Annotated in this window: 5 protein-coding genes; all 5 read right to left on the reverse strand. The window is 40.6% G+C overall.

Translation table 11 applies throughout. The annotated features are described in order from the left end of the window. Positions 1–79: 79 nt before the first annotated feature. Positions 80–385 (reverse strand): 30S ribosomal protein S10, encoded by a 306-nt coding sequence (rpsJ, locus tag VF500_RS27800; RefSeq protein ID WP_022830652.1) that lies wholly within the window; start codon positions 383–385, stop codon positions 80–82. A gap of 117 nt (positions 386–502) precedes the next feature. Next, positions 503–2,614: an elongation factor G gene (gene fusA, locus VF500_RS27805; protein ID WP_330862784.1), complete on the reverse strand. Its 2,112-nt coding sequence runs from the start codon at positions 2,612–2,614 to the stop codon at positions 503–505. A gap of 141 nt (positions 2,615–2,755) precedes the next feature. Further along, on the reverse strand, positions 2,756–3,223 hold the full coding sequence (rpsG, locus tag VF500_RS27810; RefSeq protein ID WP_121231910.1) for a 30S ribosomal protein S7: 468 nt from the start codon (positions 3,221–3,223) through the stop codon (positions 2,756–2,758). Between the two features lie 19 nt (positions 3,224–3,242). Beyond that, positions 3,243–3,656 carry a 30S ribosomal protein S12 gene (rpsL, locus tag VF500_RS27815; protein ID WP_073405808.1) on the reverse strand — a complete coding sequence of 138 codons (414 nt, stop codon included), beginning with the start codon at positions 3,654–3,656 and terminating at the stop codon, positions 3,243–3,245. A gap of 139 nt (positions 3,657–3,795) precedes the next feature. Further along, on the reverse strand, positions 3,796–4,224 hold a 429-nt coding region (locus tag VF500_RS27820; protein ID WP_330862785.1), incomplete at its 5' end, for a hypothetical protein.

Consider the following 4,224-nt stretch of genomic DNA (forward strand, 5'->3'; position numbering starts at 1 on the left):
AAACCAAAAAAGACCATCCGCTTACGCAAATGGTCTTTTTATTTTTTGATCCCACACCTTTCAGTGGGCCGGTCGTCTATCAAACTTTGATCTCAACCTCAACACCGCTTGGCAATTCAAGCTTCATCAGGGCATCTACAGTTTTTGAGTTAGAGCTGTAAATGTCTAATAAGCGCTTGTATGAGCAAAGTTGGAATTGCTCACGTGCTTTTTTGTTTACGTGTGGTGAACGTAATACGGTGAAGATTTTCTTTTCGGTTGGTAACGGAAGTGGTCCGCTAACTACAGCGCCAGTTGGCTTTACTGTTTTTACGATTTTCTCAGCAGATTTATCTACCAGGTTGTAATCGTAAGATTTTAATTTGATCCTGATTCTTTGGCTCATTTTTGTTTGTTATTATGGCTGATTATAAGAGCTATTAATTATAACCCGCCGGTTTATTATTTTGAAAAGCTGATTGGCAACTACTCTCTAATCACCAATCAACTATTCTCTGATTTTTTAGTTATTACCTGCAGCTTTTTTGCCTTTTGCTTTAGCTACTACTTCGTCCTGTACGTTACGTGGCGCTTCAGCATAGTGATCAAACTCCATGGTTGAAGTAGCACGGCCAGAAGTAATGGTACGTAATTGAGTTACATAACCAAACATTTCTGAAAGTGGTACAGTTGCTTTAATAACCTGTGCACCTGCACGTGAATCCATACCTAAAAGCTGGCCACGACGACGGTTCATGTCACCGATAACATCACCCATGTTTTCTTCAGGGGTAAGGATCTCGATTTTCATGATCGGCTCAAGCAATACTGGTTTACATTTTGGCAATGCCTCACGGTAAGCCATCTTAGCAGCTAACTCGAAAGATAGCGCGTCCGAATCGACAGCGTGGAATGAACCATCAATTAAACGTACTTTTAAGCTTGTTAACGGATAACCGGCTAATACACCATTTACCATTGAAGCTTCGAAGCCTTTTTGTACAGATGGGATAAACTCACGAGGGATTGAACCACCGCTAATTTCGTTCACAAACTGTAAGCCTTCTTTACCTTCATCATTTGGTGAAAGGATAACCTGGATATCAGCAAATTTACCACGACCACCGGTTTGTTTCTTGTATGTTTCGCGGTGTTGGATAGTACCTGTGATAGACTCTTTGTAAGCTACTTGTGGAGCACCCTGGTTAACCTCAACTTTAAACTCACGTTTTAAGCGGTCCATGATGATATCTAAGTGAAGCTCGCCCATACCTGAAATTACAGTCTGGCCGGTTTCTTCGTCAGAGTTTACACGGAAGGTTGGATCCTCTTCGGCTAATTTACCTAAAGCCATACCTAATTTATCAACGTCGGCCTGAGTTTTAGGCTCAATCGCTAAACCGATAACCGGCTCAGGGAAGTTCATTGACTCAAGGATGATCGGGTGTTTCTCGTCGCAAAGGGTATCACCTGTTTTGATATCTTTAAAGCCTACTACCGCAGCAATGTCACCTGCACCTACGTTAGGGATAGGGTTTTGCTTGTTAGCGTGCATCTGGAAGATACGTGAAATACGCTCTTTGTTATCTGAACGCATGTTGTGAACGTATGAACCTGCTTCAAGATTACCTGAGTAAACACGGATAAAGCACAAACGACCTACGAAAGGATCGGTTGCAATTTTAAATGCTAAAGCTGCAAATGGCTCTTTAACATCTGGTTTACGTAGGATCTCTTCGCCTGTATCAGGGTTAGTACCAATGATACCTTCAACATCCATAGGTGATGGCAATAATTCCATCACATAATCAAGCATGGTTTGTACACCTTTGTTTTTGAATGATGAACCGCAAACCATAGGAACGATCTTAGCGTCCAAAACTGCTTTGCGTAAAGCGTCAAGCACTTCACGCTCAGTAATAGTTTCAGGAGCATCAAAGAATTTTTCCATCAGGCTTTCGTCATACTCAGCTACTGATTCAAGCAATTTCTCTCTCCACTCGGTAGCTTCTTCAATCATATCCTCAGGAATAGGCACTTCGGTAAAGGTCATACCTTTATCATGCTCATTCCAAACGATACCTCTCCAGTTGATCAGGTCAACAACACCTTTAAAGTGTTCTTCGGCACCGATAGGTAACTGAAGCGGAACAGCGTTGCTGCCCAACATGCTTTTAACTTGTTTAACAACGTTCAAGAAATCGGCACCAGAGCGGTCCATCTTGTTAACGAAACCGATACGGGCAACGTTATAGTTGTTAGCAAGCCTCCAGTTAGTTTCAGATTGAGGCTCAACACCGTCAACCGCGCTGAAAAGGAACACCAAACCGTCAAGTACACGTAATGAACGGTTTACCTCTACGGTAAAGTCCACGTGACCCGGGGTATCAATGATGTTCATATGATAGTTGTGGTTCCTGTATTTCCAGTTAACGGTTGTAGCAGCCGATGTAATGGTAATACCACGTTCCTGCTCCTGTGCCATCCAGTCCATTGTAGCGGCACCTTCGTGTACCTCACCAATTTTGTGGCTTACACCAGCATAGTAAAGGATACGCTCGGTAGTGGTAGTTTTACCAGCATCAATGTGAGCGGCAATACCTATATTTCTTGTATATCTAAGATCTCTTGACATTTTTGTTTTTTTATGATTACACCGATTATGTTATGATTTCACTGATTTATTGCGATTATGCCTAAAAGGCGCAATCATAGTAAATCAATATAATCTTAATATATAATCGGTGTAATCCTTTTATATCGGTGTAATCCTTAATTAGAACCTGAAGTGTGAGAACGCTTTGTTAGCCTCAGCCATTTTGTGCGTATCTTCTTTCTTCTTAACAGCGGCACCTTCACCTTTAGCTGCTGATATGATCTCACCTGCTAATTTCTCCATCATGGTTTTTTCACCACGACGACGTGCATAGCTGATCAGCCATTTCATACCTAAAGCTATTTTACGCTCCGGACGAACCTCTGTAGGTACCTGGAAGTTAGCACCACCTACACGGCGGCTTTTTACTTCAACAGCAGGCATAACATTGTTTAAAGCTTTTTTCCAGGTTTCTAAGCCGTTTTCGCTTGTTTTTTTCTCAACAATTTCAACAGCGTTGTAAAAAATGGCGTATGCGGTTGATTTTTTACCATCATACATCATGTTGTTTACAAACCTTGTTACCAAAGTATCATTGAACTTTGGATCAGGAAGGATAATTCTCTTTTTTGGTTTTGACTTTCTCATTGCTTTCTATCCTCCTTAATTATTTCTTTTTACCTTTTGTTGGCGCTGCTGCTACCTGACCTGGTTTAGGACGTTTGGTACCATATTTTGAACGACGTTGGTTACGGCCAGCTACACCTGATGTATCCAGTGCACCACGGATGATGTGGTAACGTACACCTGGTAAGTCTTTAACACGACCACCGCGGATCAAAACGATAGAGTGCTCCTGTAAGTTGTGACCTTCACCTGGGATGTAAGCGTTTACTTCTTTTCCGTTGGTTAAGCGCACACGGGCAACTTTACGCATTGCTGAGTTTGGTTTTTTAGGGGTAGTGGTATACACGCGTGTGCATACGCCTCTTCGCTGTGGACAGCTGTCCAACGCTGGTGACTTACTCTTGTCAACCAGAGCTACTCTACCTTTTCTAACTAATTGCTGAATAGTAGGCATTTCTTGCTTTTTTGTCTAATAATTTTATCCCGCATTTCGGGACTGCAAAAGTACGAACATTATTTTTGATTTTCAAGTAGTTGTGTGAAAGTTTTTTTGAGGGGAAGTTTTAAATTATTGTTGTATTAATTACAAATGGTTATGCTATCCATTTGAATATGAAATTAGCTATTATCCCGGTGATTATTCCTAAGAGAATAGATGAAATAAGAATTCTCCACGTTTTTTCCAGCTTCTTTTTGGTTTCATCTCTGTATTCTACTGCTTTTTTTGTCAATACCAGAAAGCTGGGTTGTGTGCTCTTTGATGCAGTATCTTCAATCCATATACCGAAACCTATAGAGATTAATAGTGACACTAATATGAAGATACTTACTTTGAAATAGTGCTGAGTTGAAACTCCACTTGCAATATATGAGGTAAGGAAATTTAGCTGCTCGTTTATTGTATGATTTTTATCCAACGAAAATGTTTTGACTTTTTTTAGTTCATCATTAATAAAGCCTTGAGTTATAATAAAAGATCCGACTATACTTGACAGAAATAGTAACACGCTAAAGCCAATAGA

Origin of the sequence: Mucilaginibacter sp. (genome assembly GCF_036383575.1) — a bacterium.
Taxonomy (GTDB): domain Bacteria; phylum Bacteroidota; class Bacteroidia; order Sphingobacteriales; family Sphingobacteriaceae; genus Mucilaginibacter.